A 21,498-nucleotide genomic window follows, 5' to 3' on the forward strand; every position below is an offset into this window, starting at 1 on the left:
TTTCATCGCCTTTTTAATACCCAAACGCCGCCGTCGGCCGGGTGTGGCCACGCGGCGGGTCAATGTTATTTCGCTGCGGAATAAAACAACGCGTCATTGTCTTGTAAACATAATCTATTATTTGTTTGCCCTTTGGAGGTCATTACATGGCTACCGCACCGGTAAAACCATCTGTTTCACCAACGAACCCGGACCAAGCCTGGTACAGGCTGGATACGAAGGAAACGTTGCGCCAGCTTGACACCACCGATGCCGGATTAAGCGCGCACGAGGCCGCCGAACGGCTGCGCCGCCATGGCGCCAATGAACTGCCCGCGCGCAAAACCCGGCATCCGTTATTACAATTCCTGGCGCACTTTAATGATGTGCTGATTTATATACTGCTGATTGCGGCGGTATTAAAAGGGATTATGGCGCAGTGGGTCGATATGGTCATTATCCTGGCGGTGGCGGTGATTAATGCGCTGATTGGTTTTGTGCAGGAAAGCAACGCTGAAAAATCGCTGAAAAGCATTCAGGGCATGCTGTCCAGCACGGCGGTGGTGATTCGCGCGGGGATTACCCAAACCATTGCAGCCCGGGATTTGGTGCCCGGTGATATCGTCACCCTGCGCCCGGGCGACAAAATTCCGGCCGACCTGCGGTTGTTGGAGGCCCATAACCTGCTGGTGGAAGAGGCCATTCTAACCGGTGAATCGACGGTGGTGGCCAAACATATCGGCGCGATTGATCGGGAGGTGACGATTGGCGATCGCGTTAATTTGCTGTTTTCCGGCACCACCATCAGCGCGGGCACGGCCAAAGGCGTGGTGATAGCCAGCGGCGGCGATACCGAGTTAGGCCATATTAACCAGATGATGGCCGCCATCGATCCGCACCGCACACCGCTGTTGACGCAAATGGATCGCCTGGGCAAAGGCATTTTCATGCTGATCCTGGTGATGATGGGGCTGCTGTTTATCTTCGCTTTTTTCCTGCGCGATATGCCGTTCACCGACTTGCTGCTGGCGCTGATAAGCCTTGCCGTCGCCGCGGTGCCCGAAGGATTGCCGGCGATCATCTCCATTATCCTGTCGCTGGGCGTACAGTCCATGGCGCGGGCGCGGGCGATTATCCGCAAGCTGCCGACGGTGGAAACCCTGGGAGCCATGACCGTGGTCTGCTCCGATAAAACCGGCACGCTGACGATGAATGAAATGACGGTAAAAGCGGTGGTGGTGGCGGATCGCAGCTATCGGGTGGCCGGGGAAAGTTATGAGCCGGTGGGTAAAATTTACCCGCAGGAAAGCGAGCAGGCGGTGGCACTGAGCGAGGATGCCGCCCTGGCGCGCTTTATTACCGCGGTGGAATTGTGTAATGACAGCCAAATCCGGCAGGACGAACGGGGCCTGTGGGGCATTACCGGCGGGCCGACGGAGGGCGCGCTGAAGGTACTGGCCGCCAAGTCCGGCCTGCGGCTTGGCGAGGTCAGCCTGCTGGATAAAATCCCCTTCGACTCCGCGTATAAATATATGGCGACCCGCCATCAGATCGGCGATGAGACCCTGGTTTTCCTTACCGGCGCGCCGGACGTGCTGTTTACCTTCTGTCACCAGGAACTGGCGCAAGAGGGATTACGCCCGTTTCGCCGTGATTTCTGGGAAGAGGAAATGGCGCGCTATGCCAGGCAGGGATTGCGGATGGTGGCCGCCGCCTTTAAACACCCCATACCAGGAGAGACGGGCCTGGAGCATGCGGATATCCAGCGGGGCATGGTATTTGCCGGCATCGCCGGCATGATGGATCCGCCGCGTCCCGAGGCCATCGAAGCCATCGCCCTGTGCCAGCGTGCCGGCATTCGCGTGAAAATGATTACCGGCGACCATCAGGAAACCGCCATGGCCATCGGCGCCATGCTTGGGATCGGCAATGGGGTTGAATCCATTACCGGCAGCCAGCTGGAGCATATGGATGACAACCAGCTGGCCGGCGCCGCGGTGCATTATGATATTTTTGCCCGCACCAGCCCGGAGCATAAGCTGCGATTGGTCAAAGCGCTGCAGGACAAAGGCGGGGTGGTCGGCATGACCGGCGACGGCGTTAACGATGCACCGGCGCTGAAACAGGCCGATGTGGGTATCGCCATGGGAATTAAGGGTACCGAGGTCACCAAGGAAGCGGCGGACATGGTATTAACCGATGATAATTTCGCCACTATCGCCAACGCGGTTAAAGAAGGGCGACGCGTTTACGACAACCTGAAAAAAACCATCCTGTTTATTTTGCCCACCAACCTGGCGCAAGGGCTGTTGATTATCTTCGCCATCCTGGCCGGCACGGTGATCCCCCTGACCGCCCTGCAAATATTGTGGGTGAATATGGCCACGTCCACCACGCTGTCGTTCGGCCTGGCCTTTGAACCGGCGGAAAAAGGCGTGATGCTGCGCCCGCCGCGCGATCCCGCCCGGCATGTGCTGGACGGCCATGCCATCTGGCGTATCGCTTTTGTCGGCACGCTTATCGCCTGCAGCGCCTTTTGGCTGGAATCATTGCTGCTGCCGCGCGGCTACAGCGGCGAATTTATCCGCACGCTGGTCATGCAAACGCTGGTCACCGCGCAATGGATTTATATGTTCAATTGCCGGGTAATGGACCGCTTCCCATTGAACCGGGAAATATTCCTCAACCGGGGATTATGGCTGGTCACCGGCGTGCTGATAGTGCTGCAACTGGCCATTATCTACCTGCCGTTTATGAATCGGGCGTTCGGCACCGAGCCGCTGCCGGCTTTTTACTGGGGTGTTACCCTGCTGGTCAGCATCGGTATATTCATTATTGTTGAAATTGAAAAATGGGTGTTTGCCCGGTTAAGAACCACGGCTAACGCGGCCTAAGTCCAAAGGCCCGGCCATCGGCGCCGGGCTGGCATACCAAACACAGGATTAACCGGATCTTTTCGTCCCGGCCGTCACTCTAAAAGGGGCGTGCCGGGCAATCATCCATAGACCCGTAAACAGGCGAACAGTAGCGCCAGCATCACGATAATAAGCCCGCTGATCAAAGCCAACTGTTCGGCGACACGTCGTTGCATAATCTAGGTTCCTCAAGCGAAGTTATAGCGTTCGGTATGGTATTTGGCCATCGGCACATCCATCTCGGACAAGGCGTGTTCAATGGCATCCATCATCACGTTCGGCCCGCAAATAAAGTATTCATGCAAATTATACGGCGGCGGCAGGTGACGCCTGAACAAGGCGGCGTTAATAAAGCCGGTCTCTCCCGTCCAGCCCTCATGGGGGTGGGACAGAACATGCACCAGCGTCAGATCAAGCCGTGCCCGCAAGGCGTCCAGCTCCTCGCGAAAAGTAATGGATTCCCAGTCCTTGCTGCCGTATATCAGTACCACCGGGCGTTTATCGCCACGATCGGCCAGGGTGCGCAACATGCTCATCATGGGGGTAATACCGACGCCCCCGGCAATCAGCACATGCATGTCGGCCGGGTTGCCGATGGTGAATGCTCCGTACGGACCGTCGAGATATACCCGTTGTCCGGCGGTAACCCGGGCGATTTTAGCGGTGAAATCGCCCAAGTTGCGGATCGACATCTCTACGCGTCCGCCTTCCGCCTCCGCGCTGGAGGAGAACGAGAAGGGATGGCCAGTAATATTAAACGGACCCTTCCACAGCGTCAGCCAGCCGAACTGGCCCGGCGTAAAACCAAACCCCTTATGTCCCTCCGGCATCATCACCAAGGTGGTGGTGGCGCCGCGTTCGGCTTTCACCTGCGTTACCCGGTAGGGCCGGCGTAGCATAAAAAGAGGTTTTACCAGGCGGACATACAGCAACAACGCCAGCCAGAACAGCATCAGCCCGCACCACAACGCTTTTTTTACCGGGTCATTAAGATAAAAGCCCCATGCGGCCATATGCAAAAGTCCCGCCGCCACGGCCGCCACAGCCAGGATGATATGGGTGAGGTGCCACACCTCATAGCTGAGCCTGAGCTTTACCCGCCATAGCGCCATGACGATCAGGGCAATCAGCGAATAGGTGGATATCGCCGCCAGTCTGGCGCGCCAGGGGGCCGCGAAAAAATTAAGCAGCGCGAGCAGCTCCGGGCGGATAATAAACAAAATCAGCGGATGGGCCAGCACCAGGCCAAGGGCGATTAACGAGATGCGCCGGTGGAAGTGATAGATAACATCCTCGCCCCAGGGTTTGGTTACCCAGCGAAAGCGCGCCGTCAGGCCGAATTGCAGCCCCATGATCGCTAATCCCGAATATCCCAGGGCCATGGATAACTCGGTCCAGAAATCACGCGCGGGCGGCAGCGAGCCTAACAGCAGGACAAACAGCGGAGCCGAAATAAAGAACAGATAAACCAGCAGCCACAGGCTATTACGCAGCGCAAAGGTAAGCATGGTTAACTCCCCGCACAGATCATTATTATCAGATTTCGGTCAGTATAAGCCTGTTTAACCTGGCAAAAATTGCGTCAGCTCTCCGTTTGTAAATAATCTCTATTAAAAAATAGAGTTCATCTCGAGTAAAAATTAAATTGTGATCGCGGTACGGAATAAGAGTAATTATTCTTAATATTCCAATGGCAGAGAGAGTTAAATAAATAACCTTGTTATTAATATTCCATTGATCATTTTATTTATAAGCTTTTTTTATCGTTTATCCGGGTGGCATAACGCATTTTTATAATATTACCGCCGGTCGCAATGATGGCGTCAGACGTCCCCGGTCAGCGCCGTTACCCGCTGGTAAATAACGAAGATACTTGCCGCTGAGCCAGAAACTAATACATGCCGCCGGGCATTTTAGCCCCGCGGCATGGCAGAACGTAATCACCCGCGCGTTGTTCTTGCGGCCATCCCGTCAAACGGGCTTAGCGCGGCAACGTCTTATCGGTAAAGGCGGACAGATCGCGGTTAAAGCGCTCCGGCTCCTCGATAAAAGGCGCATGGCCCGAATTGGCGTAAAGCTTCTTTTGTATCGCCGGATTCAGCGCCTGCGCGCGGGCCATGGTCGTCGTTGGCCGCACCAGCGCGTCCCGGGCGCCATAAATCAGCAGCACCGGCACCCGGACCTTGCCCAGGGCCCTGGCCGCATCGACTGTTATCGACATCACGGCTCGCTGCATATCCCATGAGGCCATGGCGGCATTGGCGTATAGACGCCCGAAAGTGGCCGCGTCCGGCTGGGTATAGAAGCACAGGCTGAGGAAATCACGTACGGCGTCGAGGTGGGCCTTTAAATCAGGCGCATTCAAATCGCGATAGACCGCAGGATGCGGCGGTAGCTGATCGGGCTTAAGTTCAATCACGCCGTCAACATAAACCGCGCCGGCGATAGGACTATCGCCGTACTCTTCCAGATAATTGGAGATAACGACCCCGCCCAGCGACCACCCCACCAGCACCGGTTTTCGCGCATGCGACGTTTTGATGACCGCGGCGAGATCTTCCGCCCAGCGCCGTCCGTCGGTGTAAGACGCGGCGTCGGTGGGCTTACCGGACAGGCCGTGGCCGCGCATATCGTAGGTAATCAGACGATAGCGCGCAAGCTGCGGGCTGTTGATTTGCCCCTCCCAGTTAAGATGGCTGCCAAGCAGGCCGTGGATAAAAATAATGGCGGCGCCGTCGGGATTGCCCGCTTCCTGGACGGCTATTTTTACGCCGTCCGGCGCGGTAATAGTGTAGTTTTTCGTGTCGGCAAGCGCTGCCGGGGGAAAAGTGAACAGCGTGGCGGTCACCACCAGCGCGGACAAGATGCGGCTAAACGTAAATGTGGACATAAGCAATGCTCTTCGGTTGGACAAGAGCCCACAGACTCAACCCTCACACTGATGTCAGGGTCAAGGTAAAAATGTGCTATGCTGTTGCCATGAATAAAACGATTCCGCCAGACTCGCTGACCGTTGGCCAGCTCGCGCGCGCAACCGGCGCCAGCGTACGCTCTATCCGCCACTACGATGAGCAGGGGTTGCTCACGTCCATCCGCACCTGTAACGGCTACCGGTCATTTCCCCCGGCGGCGGTGGCTCAGGTCAGGCAGATCCAGCGCATGATCGCCACCGGCTTTAGCCTGGCGGAGATCCGCGCGTTCCCCGACTGCATGCGGATGATCGAAGGGGCGAGCGCCTGCCCCCAGACCACCGAGGTCCAGCGCAAGCGCCTGGATTCCATCGAGCGCCAGATAGCTGACCTCGAGCGCCGCCGCGCGCGCCTGCTCAAGACGCTGGCCGAGGGCGTTATCCCTCCCCTGGACTGAACCCTGAACGGATTGCCCGCGGCCATGGGCTAAACATCCCGCCCGAACCGGTTATTATCACTGGGGCAAAGGCCGGTAGCTTAGCGACGCAAAGTCGGCGTGGCAGCCGTGCCGGCTGATATCATCGCAATGCACTCCTACAAACGCGCCGGTGAAGCAGCCCTTGCCGAGGGTATAATCATCGGACAGCTTCCAGGATTCCAGGGCCGGGCCGATATCATGCCAGCCGTCGCCGTCAAAGGAGTAGCTGTAGCGATAGGTTAATCCGTTCACCGTCACTTTCAGCCATATCGATTGCGCCCCGGTGGCAACCGAGATACCCGGTTCATCAATATGATAAATGGCCTCGCCTTTATCAAGTTGCATCAGCTTGAGAGTTCGCCCCTGTTTGCCGTCGCCGGCGACAAAACAATATGACCAGTTAAGCGAGCTGTAATAGCAGGCGAGGCCGGCGCTTTGCTGGAAGTTATCGGGATTGAACTGAAAGCGGGTTTCGCAGGTAAAATGCACATGCTGCCAGCGCCGGGCCACGGTGGATTGCAGGAAGGTGGATAACAGCGAGTCATTGCCATACAGGCGCAAATATCCCGGACGCGCCGTTAAACTGCCCATTTCTTCGCAAAAGGGCAGCCGCAGCGTTTGCAAATCGGCATCCAGAATGGCGCGATTAAAGTCATAGTGTTTGGCCTGCGGCGCGGGATCCGCTTGTGTTTCCGGCCAGGGCGCCGGCACCGACAAGGCGGGCAGCGGACCGCCGGCGACATAAGGCCAGCCGTCGCGCCACTCAATTTCGGCGATAGCCGTTTCGCGGCCCAGCGGGCAATAACCGCGCACCTTGGTGGTAATCAACGGCGTATCCGGCAACTTTAACGGCCGGCTGGTCAAATAGACCATATACCAGCGATCCCGATCGAATTGTATTAATGAACCATGCCCCGCTTTTTGCAGGGGATGTCGCGGCTTATCCCAGGCGGTTAAAATATGCCAGTCCGGATGTAATTCATAGGGCCCGTCGATTTGCCGGGCGCGCGCCACGGTAACGGCATGTTCATAACGGGTGCCGCCTTCCGCCGTCAATAAATAATAATATCCATCCTTAAGATAGATATGCGGCGCTTCGGTGTATTTGAGATCCGTGCCTTCAAAAATAACGCGCCATTCACTGGCCAGCTTTTGTTCCTGCGGGAAATATTCTTGCAGGACAATCGTATTATGGGGATTGCTATGGTGTTTCGGCCCCCACAGGCGATAGGACAGGTATTTCCTGCCGTCGTCGGCATGAAATAGCGACGGGTCGATGCCCCCCGCCCCCAGTAACACCGGCTCGCTCCATGGCCCGTTGATATCCGGCGCGGTGACCAGGTAGTTGTAACCGATTTTCCAGGGCGCATTGACCACCTTGATATTGGTATAGACCACCCAGAACAGGCCGTCGTGATAGCTGATATCCGGCGCCCAGATACCGCCGGAATCCGGATTACCCCGCATATCCAGTTGCCCCACGGTGGTCAACACATAACCGGCGGGATGCCAGTTAACCAAATCGGTGGAATGGTGCAGGCGGATGCCCGGAAACCATTCGAAGGTGGAGCTGGCGATATAAAAGTCGTCGCCCCGGCGACAAATACAGGGGTCAGGATGGAAACCTTTCAAAATCGGATTTTCAATATTCATTTTATCCCCAGGTTATGAGCGTTGCGTGGCGTTGTCGCCAACGTTATGCCGGGAGGGCTCATCGGTCTTTTGATGGCGCAAAGCCAGTTCTTCGGTGATGCGCTGGACTGTTTCGCTGTTTAGCCTGTAAAACAACAGCATCAGGATTTGCAGCGCGGAAAAAACGGAGGGAATAATACAGAAAACAAATTTCACCATGAGCACCACGGAACCGTCCTGGATGCCCACGCCCGGCTGGTAATGGGCAAAATGCAACGACCAGCCCAACAGCGCGCCGCCCAGCGCCAGGCCGATTTTGATGCTGAACAGATAGGTGGAAAAAATTAAACCATCCAGCCGGTGGCCGCTGCGGTGTTCTTCATAATCGACAATATCGGAGGCCATAAGCCATTGCAGAGGATTGGTCAGGTTAAAAAAGAACATAAAAATCATATTGAGAACAAAAATCATGCTTATGCTGGTGCTGGGCGTGAAAAAGATGATCAGGTTCAATACGATATAAATCAATACCGTTGCCTTGCAGCTTTTTATGCGGTCATACTTGCCCAGTAATTTCGCCGACAGGATGGAACCAATCATGGCGGCAATACTGCCGTAAAAGACAAAATTCGATGCCAGCTCAGGGTGATCCATTACATATTTCACAAAATACATCATGGCGCCGACCCGGATGGTATTCGACGCCGAGCCGACGATTTTGAACAAGGTAATAATCCGCCATTGGCTGTTGCCCCATAATACTTTAATGTCTTCCTTGATATTAAAATGCTGGCCGCTATTGAGAATATATTTCTCTTTGGTCATGGCAAAACAAACCAGGAAACACAAGGCGCCCAGCACACCCAGCACGCACATGGCGCCGAAATAACCGACACGATCGTTGCCGCCGCCGATGATGTTAACCAGCGGCAGCGATACCCCTGAGACGATAAGCGCGGCCAGGGCGGCCATAAAAAAGCGATAGGATTGCAGGGAGTGCCGTTCCCGTGAGTCTGAGGTAATGGCGGCCGGCATTGAACAATAAGGCACGTTGATCGCGGTATAGGCTAATGTCAGTAAAATATAGGTAACGCTTGCGTAAATAACCTTGCCGGTATACCCCAAGTCCGGGGTATAAAAGGTGAGCGCCAGTATCACGCCGAAGGGGATAGCGCACCAGAGAATATAAGGCCGGAATTGGCCGTGCCGGGTGCGGGTACGATCGACCAGGATACCCATCAACGGGTCGGTAATGGCGTCCAGCAACCGTGAAACCAGGAATATGGTTCCCATCACGCCGGGAGAAATACCAAAAACGTCAGTATAGAAAAATGCCAGAAATAGCAGCGTGGATTTCCAGACAAAATTAGATGCGGTATCACCCAAGCCGTAACCTATTTTTTCTTTTATCGTCAGCATGGCAACCTATAGTCCTGTAGAGGGATAAGAGGAATTTCACTCTATCCAGCCGCTGACCTGGTGTCTTTTCATAAATGTTGCAAGAGGGTTATGAAATATAGTTTTTGTTATCGTTATCACAATTCATATATTGTATTTGTCTTATTTATATTGTTGGCAAATTTGTTGGAGAAAATATTTTTTATAATGTTATCAATTGGTAATAGCATAAAAATACTCTGGTGTATTTTCCCTGATAATGCATTTGCACAATTATATTTGTTATATTTTACAGTGAAAAAGCGAAATAGGCTTTTTGCCAGGGTTAATGGTGTTGCAATAAGATCATTGCCGGTAAAACCCAGAGCCGCGCCGTCGCCCGTCTTAGCCGACTTGGCCTGATGCTATAACTTATGGCAAAAACATATTACCGCCACGCCGGTTTGATACGCTATCTTTATCCATAATGCCCCGTGGCGCGTCCTGGCTCGCTGACGGACGACCAGCCTTTCTGCCCTTTGTTAAGAGCAATAATGACATTCTTTCTCGGTGGTGATACGGCGTTAACCGTGGCGACGCTTGCGCGCATAGCCCGGGAACACCAGCCGGTGGCGTTTAGCCCGGCGGCGCTGCTGCGCATAAAAAAGGGCTTTTCTTTCCTTTATCAACGTATAACCGCCGGCGATCGCATTTACGGCGTAACCACCGGCCTGGGCGCCGGCGTGGATACCTCGGTGCTGAGCGGCGCGGACGGACGGGCCGATATCGCCCGTTTGCCTGACATCCAGCAGCGTATTCCCCTCGCGCGAGCGGTGGGGGTAGGCCCGCTTGCCGATAGCGCCCAGGTACGCGCAATGATGCTGGCGCGGCTTGCCGGCATTGCCGAGGGGTACTCCGGCATCTCATTGCCGAGCGCGCAGGCTTTGCTGAATTTATTAAATCTCGGCGTGCATCCCCAGGTGCCATTGCTGGGTTCGATCGGCGAAGCCGATCTGGCGCCGCTGGCGCATATCGGCAGCGCGCTGGCGGGCGACGGTTTGGCGGAATACCAGGGACAGGTCACCGATATCCGCGCGCTGGCGCGGAGCCTGGGTTTCACCCTGCCGGCCCTCACCGGCAAGGATGGCCTGGCGCTGGTTTCCTCCAATGCGGCAAGCGTCGGCCTGGCCGCCTTGCTGCTGGCCGATATTGCCCAACTGGTTAACGTCCAGGCCGGCGCCATTGCCCTGTCGTTCGAAGCGTTCCGCGCCAACATCTCCCCGCTGTCGCCGTGGGCCAGCCGTATCCGCCGGCTGCCGGGCGGGGCGGAATGCGCGTCCCATCTGCTGTCGCTACTGGCCGGCGGCGCCTTGTCCCAACCCGGCGGCGCGCGTCTGTTGCAAGACCCCTTGAGTTTCCGTTGCTCGGCATCGGTGCTGGCCAGTGTCTACCAGGCCTTTAACCTGGCCCGGCAGTCAACGGAGCTGGAGCTGAACAGCGCCGATGATAATCCAGCCCTGATTGCCGAGGCGGAGCAGGTGTTGCCCAACGCCAATTTCGACGTCACGCATTTGGCGTTGGCGTTTGAAGCCCTGGGTTTGGCGCTGGCGCGCCAGGCCAGCTGCGCCGCTGAACGCATGATGAAACTGATGTCCGAGAGCGCCAGCGGGTTGCCGCGTTTCCTGACGCCGCACCCCGGACAAACGGGGTTCGCCACACTGCAAAAAACCATTTCCGCGCTGACCAGCGATATTGTGCATCACGCCAATCCGCTGTCCGCCATCACCATACCGGTGGCCGATCGGGTAGAGGATTATGCCTCGCAGGCCATGGCCGCCGTCGGCAAAACGGCGCGCCTGGCCCAAAGCCTGCGCTATTTGGTGGCGATTGAACTGATGGTGGCGGCGCAGGCCATAGATTTGCGCCCGGACATCAAGGGGCGACTCGGGCAGGGCGGCGCGGCCATTTATGGCCGCGTGCGCGCACAGGTTGCCGGACTTGATCAGGATCGCGCAACCGCCCGCGATATTGAAAACCTCGCGCAGGCCATCTCCGCGCCCGGCTGGCTGACCGCCGGCGAACGCCTTCTGGATATCGGTCAGGAACTACCCTACACATGATCGCCAACGGACGTATGTATTCGGTCACCGCGGCGGCGGCGGCGGGCTGGAAAACGCTGCTGCAGGCGGTCTACCGGCGCGCCGGCATCTCTGGGGAAGTGATTGATTATCCGGCCCCCGCCCCGCTGGAAGCGCTATGGCAACGTCCGGATCTGGCCGGGGTATTTATGTGCGGCCTGCCGTTTTCGCTCGGGCTGTTTCCCGTCGTGGCCATTGCCGCGCCGGTTCCGCTGCATTCGCTGCCCGATGGCCCCGGCAGCTACCGCAGCCGCCTGATCGTCGCCCGCGATGCGCCCTACCGGCAATTGCGGGATACCTTCGGCGGGCGCCTGGCGTTTACCAACCCGGAATCGCACTCCGGCTACAGCGCCCTGCGCTTTCACCTGCTGCCGTTCCTGCGCCCCGGGCAAACCACATTGTATCGCGAAACCACCGGCCCGCTGGTGACCCCGCGCCGGGTCGTGGAGGCCGTCGCCGGCGGCGACGCCGATATCGGCCCGGTGGACAGCTATGCCTATGAACTGCTGGCGCGCGACGAGCCGGCGCTGATAGAAAAAGTACGGGTGATAGATCACACCGCGCCGGCTCCGATGCCCCTGCTGGTGGCGTCGGCTTCACTGCCGCCGGCCGCGCTTGCCGCCCTGCAACGCGCATTTATCGCCTTAGCCCGGGACAATAGCGGCTCCGCGCTGCTGGCGGCCCTGCAGCTGCAAGGATTTAAGATCCCCGACCCACGCGACTATCAGTTGCTGGCGCGGCGGGCAGCCGCCGCTGAACAGGCGGGATACCGGCTACTGCGCTGACGGGCCGCGCTCATCTTTATACGGCAGGTCATCACGGGTAAGGCCGATGTCCCGCAATTGCGCGTCATTAAGCGACCTCAGCGCCTTGCGGCTGCGGGAGTGTCGCCGCCACTGTTGATACCGGCCATATAACCGCCGCCACCAGCCGGTATTGCCGCAAGCGATGCGCTCAGGCGCGTTATCAGGGTCCGCCGTAATAAGATTCTTCATGGCTGTCGTCCATCCGCAATTGATGGCAACAGCATGAATCCTTTGCCTAAAAACGAGTAGATTCAACCGATTAATGGTTTGTCATAGACAGATGGCGTCACCATGACACATTATGTTATTTATAGAGGCCATCTGTATCCTTTTCCTGGCTGACCGCTACCAACATGGGTTAATTGACGACACGCATATGGCTATGACCCGCTACCACAATCTGGCTGCCCTGCTGGGCCAGCGTATTGAACAAGGTTTATATCCCATCGGTGTTCGCCTGCCCTCTATCAGGGTGCTCAGCAAAGAGCACGGGGTCAGCATCACCACCGTACAGCAGGCTTACCGCGAGCTTGAAGAACAACAGCTGGTCGAGGCACGGGCTAAATCCGGCTATTTTGTCGCTCACCGCAAACTGCGCCCCGGCCTGCCCGCCGGTTGTGATATGACCCAATGCTCGCTGGCCATCCCGCAGTGGGACCTGGTGCTTGGCATGGCCGGCCCGGCGCAGGCGGGCGAGACGGCCTTTGGGACCGCCGCGCCCGACGTTACCGCCAGTAGCCTCAAGCCGTTAACCCGGGCGTTGAGCCATGTGAGCCAGCGGCAACATCTGCGGACGTTCGATGACGAGGATATCCGGGGTAGCGTTGAGCTGCGCGGGCAAATCGCCCGGCTAATGATTGACGGCGGCAGCCGCATGGATGCCGGCAACATCCTGATTACCGACGGCGGCCGGGAAGCGCTGTCGATTGCGATTCGCTGCGTCTGCAAGCCAGGGGATCTGGTGGCGGTGGAAAAACCCTGTTTCCCGGCCGGTTTGCAACTGTTGCACGGACTGGGCATGCATATCCTGGAAATCCCCACCGACCCGATAACGGGCATCAGCGTCGAGGCGCTGGAACTGGCGCTGGAGCAATGGCCGGTAAAAGCCATCCTGGTCACGCCCACGGGGCAAAACCCGCTGGGCTGCCATATGCCGATCGCGCGCCGCAAGGCGCTGCTGGAGCTGGCTCAGGGACATGATGTGGCCATCGTTGAAGACGATGTCTACGGCGAGCTGTCTTATCCCTATCCCCGGCCGGCCACGATTACGTCAATGGATTTTTCCGGCAATGTGCTGTTATGCAGCTCCTTTTCCAAAACCCTTGCGCCGGGCTTAAGGGTGGGCTGGCTTGCCCCCGGCAGCTATATGAACCGCGCCGTCCATATGAAATATATCGGCACCGGCCCCACCGCCAGCCTGCCGCAGCTGGCCATCGCCGATTTTATCAGGCAGGGGCATTACCTCAAGCATGTCAGGCGTATGCGTGGCCAGTACCAGCATAATCGGGATGTGATAACCGGATGGGTGACGGATTATTTTCCCTGCGGTACGCGGGTAAGCCGCCCGCAGGGGGGCTTTTTATTATGGATTGAGCTGGATCGCCGTATCGATGCCCAGCGACTGAACCAGGCATTATCAGACCAGGCGGTTTCCATAGCCATCGGCGCGGTGTTTTCCGCCGCCGGTAAATATGACAACTGCCTGCGGATAAATTACGCGCGCCCGCTTTCAGACGAGATAAAGCAGGCCATACGGCAGATCGGTATGAAGGTTCAGCAGTTGCTGGAGCAACCCTGATTTCGTCCGGACCTTAAACAGCCAATGATTTAGTCAGCGTGATAAGCGCCAGATCGTCGCGTAAAGGCACGCCCACGTTGGGATCATTATAGGGAAAGGGCTCCGTATCACCGGTTTTGGCAAAACCGCGCCGTTCGTACCACGCAATCAGCTTATCCCGCACATTGATAACGGAAATCTTGAGGCTCCCGGCACCCGCGTCGCGGGCAAATTTCTCCGCGCCCGCCATGATGCTTTTGCCGAGACCGGCGCTTTGCGCATGCGGGCTTACGGCCAGCATCGAGAGATACCATTCGCCTTGATCCAAGGGCGTGAGCGCCACGCACCCGCATAATTCGCCGCGAGCGGGCTCCACCGCCAGCAGAATGATCGACGCGCCATTCTCTATCATGTCGGCCAGGTCGCGCCGGCTGGTGCGCGGCCCGTCGATCAGCCCGACTTCAGTGGTCCAATCCGGCGCCGAGAGGCCTCTGTATGCCTGGTTAACCAGTTCCGCCACGCCGTCCAGTTCTTGTGCCCCTGCGATGGATAGCTCCATGTTTTCCTCTGCTTTCTGGCCGTTTTCCAGTGCTTATTAAAGCCGCATTATCACCGGCCCGTCAATAAAATCGGTCATGAGCAGAGGCCGGTATGACGCCCCCTAGGCGGCCACATCAGCGCAGGCGCGCGGTTTTGCGCATTGTCGCCTGACTTACGGCTGTTCAGGTGTGGGAAACCGGCCCAACTGCTGAAACAAACCGAACCAGTCCTCGAGATGCCAGGTCCTCTTAATGCGCGCCCCTTCGAATTCGTGGAATTCATGGATAGCAAAACCGACCTGTTTGCCCGTCGCCGGAATGCCGAACAAAGACCCTAGATGGGTGCCGGTAATCTCCGCCCGCACCCCCATGCGCCCGGCCGTCTGGATGACATCGAGGATAGTGATTTTGACGTCGGGCATCGCCGCGATAAAGGCGCGGATAATCGGCTTAAGACCATCGGGGCCGGGACCCTGGCCGGGCGCCAGGGGAATATCGTCCCAGTCGGCGGTGACGGCGATATCCAGCAAATCCGGGTTCTGGTCGTTAAACGCACGGTAGAGCATGTCGACCGTTTGCCGTTCAACACGCAGTTGTTCTGTTTCAGCGAGCGCGGTGGAGGATGTCATTTGCGGCCGTTCCTTTCTGATAAGTGGAAATATAAGGTTGGAGTCTGATGAATCCGCTATTATTTGTCCAACAGATATAAGATATGAATGAGTATTTGATTTATGGATTTCCACGGTATCGATCTGAATTTGCTGGCCGCCTTTGACGCGCTGATGGACGAGCGGAACGTCACCCGCGCGGCGGCGCGCGTAGGGGTAAGCCAGCCGGCGATGAGCGCGGCGCTGTCGCGTCTGCGCGCGTTATTTGGCGATCCGTTGTTCCTGCGCAGCGCCGAGGGGCTGCTGCCCACGCCGCGCGCCAGGGATATCGCGCAACCCATCGCTCAGGCGCTGCGGCAGATAGAAGCGGCCCTGGTGGCCAAACCGGCGTTCATGCCGGCGAAGGCGTCGCTGGCCTTTACCCTCGGGGTGCCCGACTATCCGGCCTTTGTGCTGCTGGCGGCCCTGGTCACGGCGCTGGAAAAGCAGGCGCCGGGCGTGTCGTTAAACGTGCGCGCCTTTACCGGCCGGGATAGCGCCGTCGATCTGCTGGACGCGGGCACTATCGACGTCGCGGTCGGGGTCATGCCCACCCGCCCGGAGACCCGGATAATGACCCGGCCCATCCTGCGGGACGAGTTTGTCACCATTACCCGCCGCGCCGGCGCGGCGGTGGAAGACGCGATGACATTGGCGCGCTTCCTGGCCCTGCGCCATGTTCTCGCGTCCCCGGAGGACGACCGGCACGGCCTGGTGGATCAGGCGCTGGCGCAGATGGGCAAACAGCGTATCCTGGCGCTGACGCTGCCCCAGATGTTCGCGGTGCCCGGCGTCGTGGCGCGGACCGCATTGACGGCAACCCTGCTGCGGCGGGTCGTGCTGAATTCGCCCGTCCGGCACGAACTGGCCTTGTTTGCGCCGCCGGTGGTATTGCCGCCGATAGAATTCCACCTGATCTGGCACCGGAAAAGCGATCAGCACCCGGCCCAGCGCTGGTTCAGGGAACTGATCGCGTCACATGCTTTAGCGTTGCAATAACCATTTGCCTGGCGGGCAAACCGGCGTTACGGTAATTCAGCGATTATTTTTCCCGCGAGGACATGATGACGGCAAAAAACAGTGAAAACGACAACCCCGCTTCCTTATCGGCCATCGCCCTGGCGCAAAAATTACAGGCTTTGGCGCAAACCGGGCTGACCTATACCAAAGATCGTTATGATATCGAGCGTTACCTGGAGCTACGGAATATCGCCGCGCAGCTGACAGCCGACGTATTGGCGTTAGATAAGCCGCCGGTATTGGACATGTTCAAACAACAGGAAGGGTATGCCACGCCAAAGGTCGACACCAGGGCGGTAATTCTGCGCCAGGGTAAAATACTGCTGGTGAAAGAGGCCGATGATCGGCTGTGGAGCCTGCCCGGCGGCTGGGCCGATGTCGGCGATAGCCCGTCCGACGCGGTGTGTCGTGAGGTCTGGGAAGAAACCGGCCTTACCGCCAGCGTGGAGCGCTTGCTGGGCGTATGGGACCGTAATCAGCATGGCCATCCGCCTTATCCCTGGCATGTCTATAAGCTGATATTTCATTGCCGGGAACTGGGCGGCGAAATCCGCTTAAGCGAGGACTCGCTGGACGTTGATTTTTTCGACCCCCTCGACCTGCCGCCGTTATCGTTAACCCGCATCGTGCCGGTAGAAATTGCAACCAGCCTGGAGATTATAAAAAACAATAAAAGCACCTGGTTTGATTAGCGCCAGGGGAAGAATATCCGCGGGTAAACATCGCCACGGATTTCTTCCGGCGGGATATTATTCCCTATTTTCAGCGGTATTCCCGGCTTTGCGTTGCGATATTTTACCCGCCGGTTTCCGGCCCGTCTTCTGCCAATAAGGCGGTAGCAGAAAGCTGGCCACGGCAATAACGCCCAGCCCCGCCCCCGCCAGCAATAATGTTTGGGCGCCGTAATGGTCCATCCAGATTCCGCCCGACATGGCGCCGGCGCCGATGCCGATATTAAAGGTCATCACGTACAGCGCCGACGCCGCCTCCGCCTGCCCGGGCGCCAGCTCTATTACCCAGCTCTGCAGGCCGATAATCAGCATGGCGATGGATGCGCCCCATAGCGCCATTACCAGCCAGGAAATACCCGGCAGCCCGGCGAAGCACAGCATCAGCAGTTGGCTGATAACAATACCGATGGCGGAAACCACCGCCAGGCGCATCGGCCGCGGCCCCAGCCAGCCGGCCAGCAGCGTACCCGCGGCACCCGCCAGGCCGAAGACCAGCAACGCCAACGGCAGGCGCGCGCCGCGCATCCCCAGGGTCTCGGTCACCAGCGGGGTGATATAGGTATAGCCGTTAAAATGGGCGGTAATTATCAACAGCGTTATCGCGGCGGCCCCGTAGAGCGGCCAGTTGCGACGGGGAAACCCCGCGCCCTCGCCGCGCGCCGCCACGGCCATCGGCGGCAGCCAGAAATAGCCCATGATAAGGATTATCAGCCCGAACGCGCCGAAGATCGCGAAGCCCTGCTGCCAGTTAAAAGCCTGCCCCAGGGCGGTTGATAACGGCACGCCGGCCACGATGGCCAGGGAAATTCCCGAGAACACCCAGGCGGTGGCGCGGCTGGCCGCCATGCTCGGCGCAATTCTGACCGCGTAGGACGCCAGGCTGGACCAGAAGACGCCATGCCCCAATGCCGCCACGATCCGCAGTCCCATCAGCTGTCCCCAGGAATGGGTTATCAGGGCCAGGCCGTTGCACAGGGTAATAATCCCCAGCAGGACCAGAAATAGCGGCCGGCGATCAATGCGGTTGGTCGAGAGCGTCAGGGGGATTACCGTCAGGGTAATGATCCAGGCATACCCCGTCACCAGCGAGCCGACCGCGGCGTGGGAAACCCGCAGATCCGCGGCAATGCGCGACAGCAGTCCAATAGGCAGGTACTCGGTGGTTTGGGAAACAAACGCGCCCAACATCAATACCAGCAACGCACGTATCATCTTTTGGATATCCAGTAATGCACGGGAGGTGCGTAAAGACCGACGGATGGCGTTAACCATAACCGCTAAAGGATTAAAGAAAAATACGATACTATTCACTTCTCAGATGACATTTAAGTCATGAATGGAGGGAGCATGGGCTCTTTAAACGGCCTGGAACTTTTTGTCCAGGTGGTCAGAGCGGGCAGTTTTGTCGAGGCGGCCCGTCTTTGCGGCCTGTCGCCCTCGGCGGTGAGCAAAGGCATCGCCCGGCTGGAGGCGCGTTTAAGCGTCCGTTTGCTGAACCGAAGCACCCGCAGCGTCGCCCTGACGGCGGAAGGCGCCCGCTTTTACGACAGCAGCCAGACTATCCTGCGCGCTGTTGAAACCGCGGAAAATGAGCTGACCCAGATAAAGGAATATCCCCGGGGCAAGCTTAAGGTCAGCCTGGCGGATGAAAGCATGGTATTGCCCCGCCTGGCCGACTTTGCCCTGGCCTGGCCGGCGATATAGCTGGAACTGGATTTTTCCGATCGCATGGTGAATGTTATCGCGGAAGGCTTCGACGTGGTGGTGCGCAGCGGCGCTATCCGTGATTCCCAATTGATGGCCAAAAAACTGGCGGTCTTCAGTTCAAAAGTGGTCGCCTCGCCCGCTTATCTTGCCAGGGCCGGCATTCCTCTGCATCCGGATGATTTACAGCGCCATGCCTGCCTGCATTACCGTTTCCCCCACAGCGGTAAACTTGAATCCTGGCAATTGCTGGGCGTGGATCCGGCATCGGCCAACCCGCTGCCTGTCGCCATGGTGTGCAATAACACTCAGGGACGGCTGAGCTTTGCCCGGCGCGGCGCGGGGCTGGCATGGCTGCCGGATTATATTGTCCGCCCCGCGCTGGATGAGGGCGCCCTGGTCAGCGTACTGGATGAGTATGCCGTCAGGGCGGAGCCGTTATGGCTGTTATGGCCTTCCGGGCCGTACCTGCCGTTAAAGACCCGGGTTTTTATCGATTATCTGGCCGGGTGTTTCCAGCCCGGCGCGAACCTTGCCGGCGGATAGCGCTGTAATGCGCCAGGCTCAGGCCGCGCCGGGCTCGGAATCACCCGCCACGGTCGGACGCCGGTGCGCGGCAAAACCGGACTGCCCCGGCGCAATCTCAGGCCGCAGCGTCAGTTCGGGGATAATATACTCGCCGCCGTTCTGCGCACGAAAAGAGAGGGGCGGGGTGCGCCACAGGTTGTCCAGGCGTTGCGCGAGCGTGTCGCTGATAGCCGAAAACCGCGCCTCGTCCATGCGGCCGGTGCGATAGACCAGGAAGGGCGGCAAGACGTCGAACCCGGGATAATAGAGGATCCCGTGTTGGATCGGGAACAAAATATCCTCTATCGGGCCATTGATGCCGCGCGGGCTATAATGCGGCTCCCATCCCCCCGTGGTCACGATCAGCATCGCCCGTTTTCCCGCCATGGCGCCTTCCCCGTAGCGATCGCCCCAGCGCGCGTCGGAGTGTTCTCCCACACCGTAAGCGAAGCCATACGCATAAACGCGCTCCACCCAGCCCTTCAGGATTGCCGGCATCGAGAACCACCACAGCGGAAACTGCAAAATCACCGCATCCGCCCAGCGCAACTTGTCCTGCTCCTGGGCGATATCCGCGCTTTGCCGGCCGTTTTCGAAGGCGAGCCTGGAATCCAGCGAGGGATCGAAGCGCGCGCCGGCCGGTCCGTCCAGGCTATCGTTGGCATCAAGCGCGGCTTTCCACTTCATGGCATAGAGGTCCGATACCTGGACCCGGTGGCCCGCCTGTTCTAAATGGGTAACCGCGAAATTTTTCAGCGCGCCGTTTAAGGATTGAGGCTCGGGATGGGCATAGACGATCAGGATATTCATAGCGGGACCTTGGTGATGGCAAAAAGGCAGAATAGGCCGTGTTCAGGTATAGTAGAAATTAATTTATTCTATTCCGGGTATAGCGATGATTAATCTCCAACGGCTGGATCTTAACCTGCTGGTGACGCTGGATGTGCTGCTCGCGGAACATAACGTTACGCGCGCGGCGCGGCGGCTGAACCTGTCGCAGCCCTCGGTCAGCGTCCATCTCGCCAAATTAAGGGAAACCTTTGGCGATCCCCTGCTGCTGCCGGGACCCAGGGGCATGATCCCCACGCCAAGGGCCGAGGAGCTGCGCGCGCCGTTACGGCAAGCGCTTGACGCGCTTTCGCATGCGATGTCGCCCGGCGCGCCCTTTGACCCCGCCACATCCAGCCATACCTGGCGCGTCGCCGCCTCCGACTACAGCGAATCGACGGCGCTGCTGCCCGCGCTGCCGGGATTACGCCTGATGTCCCCCGGCAGCAGGCTGGCGGTGCTCGCGCCGGTGCCGTCGCTTATCGCCCGGCAAGCGGAACAGGGTGAAATTGACCTGGCCTTTCATACCAGCGAAGGATCGCCGCCCGGCCTGCATCGCCGGGTGCTGTTCGCGGAGCGCTATGTACTGGTCGGCCGCGCCGGTCATCCGCGCTTGAAAAAACCGCCGACCCTGGCGCAGTTCTGCGAACTCGATCAGGTGATCGTATCGCCGGACGGCGGGGGATTTTACGGCATTACAGACAAAACGCTTGCCGATCTGGGGCTGGCGCGCCGGGTGGTGCTGTCAGTGCCCCATTTCCTGCTGGTGATGGCGGTGCTGGCCCGCACCGATCTGGTGGCCATGCTGCCTTCGCGCCTGGTGCGCGACGCTACCGCGCTGCGGGTGACCGAACCGCCGGTGGAGGTCGAAGGATTCGAACTGGCCATGCTATGGCACGATCGCGCCCATCACGACCCGGCGCATCAATGGCTGCGCGGCCATATCGCGGCGTCGGTGTGAACAAGGGCCTCTTCTCATCCGGCCGGATATTTAGAGGCTTTATATCCCGCTGAAAAGTGATCTGTCGCAAAGGTTATTATGACGATGATTAAAGAATGTATACTGTAAATATAATCTATTGAATATAGATATTTTATTGAACCAACCCTATCTAGCCGTTTATTTATAAAAATTGTATTAGCCACATTATTTATTTTTTTGCGGAGGAATGATGAAAATATTAACCACTGTTGTGCTGGTCCTGTTAATCATTGGCGGACTGAACTGGTTACTGGTCGGACTGTTTCAATATGATCTGGTCGCCGCCCTGTTCGGCGGACAGGCCGCCGTCGTATCACGGATTATTTATGCGCTGGTGGGGCTATGCGCTATTTACACGATCGCGCTGTTGCCGAAACTGCGCACCGCCTGCCACCACGCATAACAACACCGCCTCCCGTCCGCGGCGGGACGGGAACAATAATGACTCTCCCGCCGCGCAGGATGAAAA

The 21,498-nt window shown here is 58.1% G+C and carries 20 protein-coding genes; 11 read left to right on the top strand and 9 right to left on the bottom strand.

Going from position 1 to position 21,498, the window contains the following annotated elements; all coding sequences use genetic code 11:
* Window positions 1–146: 146 nt before the first annotated feature.
* Entirely contained in the window at window positions 147–2,873 is a 2,727-nt protein-coding gene (locus ACL2XQ_RS25830; protein ID WP_413739844.1) for a cation-transporting P-type ATPase, read from the top strand.
* Window positions 2,874–3,082: 209 nt separating this feature from the next.
* Here the strand turns inward: ACL2XQ_RS25830 and ACL2XQ_RS25835 are convergent, their stop codons facing one another.
* Together ACL2XQ_RS25835 and ACL2XQ_RS25840 are read right to left on the bottom strand one after the other, a co-directional pair.
* Window positions 3,083–4,402: a ferric reductase-like transmembrane domain-containing protein gene (locus ACL2XQ_RS25835; protein WP_410012922.1), complete on the bottom strand. Its 1,320-nt coding sequence runs from the start codon at window positions 4,400–4,402 to the stop codon at window positions 3,083–3,085.
* 473 nt (window positions 4,403–4,875) lie between these two features.
* Entirely contained in the window at window positions 4,876–5,784 is a 909-nt protein-coding gene (locus tag ACL2XQ_RS25840; protein WP_413721721.1) for an alpha/beta fold hydrolase, read from the bottom strand.
* Window positions 5,785–5,873: 89 nt separating this feature from the next.
* Here ACL2XQ_RS25840 and ACL2XQ_RS25845 point away from each other — a divergent pair, with 89 nt between their 5' ends.
* The gene (locus ACL2XQ_RS25845; protein WP_410012920.1) at window positions 5,874–6,260 is read left to right on the top strand and encodes a MerR family transcriptional regulator; all 387 of its coding nucleotides are present in this window, start codon (window positions 5,874–5,876) and stop codon (window positions 6,258–6,260) included.
* A 57-nt stretch (window positions 6,261–6,317) separates the two neighbouring features.
* On the opposite strand, the gene ACL2XQ_RS25850 is transcribed toward ACL2XQ_RS25845, so the two are convergent.
* Window positions 6,318–7,934: a glycoside hydrolase family 43 protein gene (locus tag ACL2XQ_RS25850; RefSeq protein WP_413739845.1), complete on the bottom strand. Its 1,617-nt coding sequence runs from the start codon at window positions 7,932–7,934 to the stop codon at window positions 6,318–6,320.
* Window positions 7,935–7,946: 12 nt separating this feature from the next.
* Complete coding sequence (locus ACL2XQ_RS25855; RefSeq protein WP_413739846.1) at window positions 7,947–9,332, bottom strand: glycoside-pentoside-hexuronide (GPH):cation symporter; 1,386 nt, start codon at window positions 9,330–9,332, stop codon at window positions 7,947–7,949.
* A 512-nt stretch (window positions 9,333–9,844) separates the two neighbouring features.
* Between ACL2XQ_RS25855 and ACL2XQ_RS25860 the strand changes: the two genes are divergently transcribed.
* Together ACL2XQ_RS25860 and ACL2XQ_RS25865 are read left to right on the top strand one after the other, a co-directional pair.
* On the top strand, window positions 9,845–11,410 hold the full coding sequence (locus ACL2XQ_RS25860; RefSeq protein WP_413739847.1) for an aromatic amino acid lyase: 1,566 nt from the start codon (window positions 9,845–9,847) through the stop codon (window positions 11,408–11,410).
* On the top strand, window positions 11,407–12,213 hold the full coding sequence (locus tag ACL2XQ_RS25865; RefSeq protein ID WP_413739848.1) for a phosphate/phosphite/phosphonate ABC transporter substrate-binding protein: 807 nt from the start codon (window positions 11,407–11,409) through the stop codon (window positions 12,211–12,213). Before ACL2XQ_RS25860 ends, ACL2XQ_RS25865 begins: the two co-directional genes overlap by 4 nt.
* On the opposite strand, the gene ACL2XQ_RS25870 is transcribed toward ACL2XQ_RS25865, so the two are convergent.
* On the bottom strand, window positions 12,202–12,423 hold the full coding sequence (locus tag ACL2XQ_RS25870; RefSeq protein WP_410012912.1) for a DUF1127 domain-containing protein: 222 nt from the start codon (window positions 12,421–12,423) through the stop codon (window positions 12,202–12,204). The genes ACL2XQ_RS25865 and ACL2XQ_RS25870 overlap by 12 nt on opposite strands.
* A 193-nt stretch (window positions 12,424–12,616) precedes the next feature.
* On the opposite strand from ACL2XQ_RS25870, the gene ACL2XQ_RS25875 reads away from it, so the two are divergent.
* A complete protein-coding gene (locus ACL2XQ_RS25875; RefSeq protein ID WP_413740555.1) occupies window positions 12,617–14,032 on the top strand; it encodes a PLP-dependent aminotransferase family protein in 1,416 nt (471 codons plus the stop codon).
* A 13-nt stretch (window positions 14,033–14,045) separates the two neighbouring features.
* On the opposite strand, the gene ACL2XQ_RS25880 is transcribed toward ACL2XQ_RS25875, so the two are convergent.
* Entirely contained in the window at window positions 14,046–14,570 is a 525-nt protein-coding gene (locus tag ACL2XQ_RS25880; RefSeq protein ID WP_413721724.1) for a GNAT family N-acetyltransferase, read from the bottom strand.
* Between the two features lie 153 nt (window positions 14,571–14,723).
* A complete protein-coding gene (locus tag ACL2XQ_RS25885) occupies window positions 14,724–15,179 on the bottom strand; it encodes an ester cyclase (RefSeq protein ID WP_413739849.1) in 456 nt (151 codons plus the stop codon).
* 102 nt (window positions 15,180–15,281) lie between these two features.
* Between ACL2XQ_RS25885 and ACL2XQ_RS25890 the strand changes: the two genes are divergently transcribed.
* Window positions 15,282–16,196, top strand: coding sequence for a LysR family transcriptional regulator (locus ACL2XQ_RS25890; protein ID WP_413721725.1), 915 nt, complete (start codon window positions 15,282–15,284; stop codon window positions 16,194–16,196).
* A 62-nt stretch (window positions 16,197–16,258) separates the two neighbouring features.
* A complete protein-coding gene (locus tag ACL2XQ_RS25895; protein WP_410012908.1) occupies window positions 16,259–16,909 on the top strand; it encodes an NUDIX hydrolase in 651 nt (216 codons plus the stop codon).
* Window positions 16,910–16,966: 57 nt separating this feature from the next.
* Here ACL2XQ_RS25895 and ACL2XQ_RS25900 read toward each other — a convergent pair whose 3' ends face one another.
* A complete protein-coding gene (locus tag ACL2XQ_RS25900) occupies window positions 16,967–18,160 on the bottom strand; it encodes an MFS transporter (RefSeq protein WP_410012907.1) in 1,194 nt (397 codons plus the stop codon).
* A 135-nt stretch (window positions 18,161–18,295) separates the two neighbouring features.
* Between ACL2XQ_RS25900 and ACL2XQ_RS25905 the strand changes: the two genes are divergently transcribed.
* Together ACL2XQ_RS25905 and ACL2XQ_RS25910 are read left to right on the top strand one after the other, a co-directional pair.
* The gene (locus tag ACL2XQ_RS25905; RefSeq protein WP_413739850.1) at window positions 18,296–18,652 is read left to right on the top strand and encodes a LysR family transcriptional regulator; all 357 of its coding nucleotides are present in this window, start codon (window positions 18,296–18,298) and stop codon (window positions 18,650–18,652) included.
* Between the two features lie 6 nt (window positions 18,653–18,658).
* Complete coding sequence (locus ACL2XQ_RS25910; protein WP_413740556.1) at window positions 18,659–19,198, top strand: LysR substrate-binding domain-containing protein; 540 nt, start codon at window positions 18,659–18,661, stop codon at window positions 19,196–19,198.
* 18 nt (window positions 19,199–19,216) lie between these two features.
* On the opposite strand, the gene ACL2XQ_RS25915 is transcribed toward ACL2XQ_RS25910, so the two are convergent.
* A complete protein-coding gene (locus tag ACL2XQ_RS25915; RefSeq protein WP_413739851.1) occupies window positions 19,217–20,029 on the bottom strand; it encodes an NAD(P)H-dependent oxidoreductase in 813 nt (270 codons plus the stop codon).
* An 85-nt stretch (window positions 20,030–20,114) separates the two neighbouring features.
* Here ACL2XQ_RS25915 and ACL2XQ_RS25920 point away from each other — a divergent pair, with 85 nt between their 5' ends.
* Entirely contained in the window at window positions 20,115–21,008 is an 894-nt protein-coding gene (locus ACL2XQ_RS25920) for a LysR family transcriptional regulator (RefSeq protein ID WP_410012904.1), read from the top strand.
* 208 nt (window positions 21,009–21,216) lie between these two features.
* Window positions 21,217–21,432 (top strand): DUF378 domain-containing protein, encoded by a 216-nt coding sequence (locus ACL2XQ_RS25925; RefSeq protein WP_410012903.1) that lies wholly within the window; start codon window positions 21,217–21,219, stop codon window positions 21,430–21,432.
* Window positions 21,433–21,498 lie beyond the last annotated feature (66 nt).

The sequence above is a fragment of the Sodalis sp. RH14 genome (assembly GCF_047324285.1).
Classification (GTDB): Bacteria; Pseudomonadota; Gammaproteobacteria; order Enterobacterales; family Enterobacteriaceae; genus Acerihabitans.